Below are 1,020 nucleotides of genomic sequence, written 5' to 3'. Positions count from 1 at the left end.
GGCGCTCGGCCTGCTCCTGCTCCACCAGCTCGACGAGAACAGCAGCACGGGCGAGATGAGCGCCTACTTCTTCGTCTTCGGCTTCGGGCTCGGCCTGGTCATGCAGGTCCTGGTGCTCATCGTGCAGAACGCGGTCCCGTACGGGGATCTGGGCGTCGCCACGTCCGGCGCGACGTTCTTCCGCTCCATCGGAGCCTCGTTCGGTGTCGCCATCTTCGGCACGATCTTCGCCAACCGGCTCGTCACCAAGCTCTCCGACGCCGTCGCGGGCCAGGAGCTGCCGGCCGGCGTCAGCGCCGACTCCCTCACGTCCGACCCGCGGGGCATCGCCGAACTCCCGGCGGCGCTGCGCCCCGACGTCGTGCACGCCTACGCCTCGTCGATCACGGACGTCTTCCTGTACGCGGCGCCGGTGGCCCTGGTCGCCTTCGTCCTGGCCTGGTTCCTGCGCGAGGACAAGCTGCGCGGCTCGGTCACTGCGCCCGATACGACGCAGACGCTCGCCAGCAACCCCGTCGAGCGTTCGTCGTACGACGAGGTGGCGCGGGCGCTCTCGGTCCTCGGTACGCGGGATGGCCGCCGCGAGATCTACGTACGCATCACGGAGCGCGCGGGCTACGACCTGCTGCCCGCCGCCAGCTGGCTCCTCCTGCGGATCAGCCGCCATGGCCATGTCGAACCGGCGACGCTCGCCGAGCGCAGCACCGTACCGCTGCACGTGATCACGGCGGCGTCCCGCCAGGTCGAGGAGCGCCGGCTCGCCCGGCGCGAGGGCATGGGCCTGACCCTGACCGACGAGGGCCGCGCGGCGGTCGCCAAGCTGTCCAAGGCCCGCGAGGAGTCCCTGTCCGAGCTGCTCGGCGACTGGTGGGGCCCCGACCGGCCGACCGACCTGATCAAGCTCGTCGAGGAACTGGGCGCCGAGATGTGCGGCTCGGACGCCGAACGGCCGTACGACGGCAGGCCTCCACAGCGCGGCGTTGGGGGGGGGGGGGGGGGGGGGGGGGGGGGGGGGGGGGT

Annotated in this window: 1 pseudogene; it reads left to right on the top strand. The window is 72.5% G+C overall.

What is annotated here, in order from left to right:
* Positions 1-1,020 (top strand): annotated as a pseudogene (locus tag ACZ5CR_RS47550) (EmrB/QacA family drug resistance transporter); the annotation flags it as partial.

The sequence above is a fragment of the Streptomyces sp. NPDC031274 genome (assembly GCF_055570235.1).
Note: the sequence above shows the minus strand (reverse complement) of the source record. Positions and strands in the feature narration are given on the sequence as shown.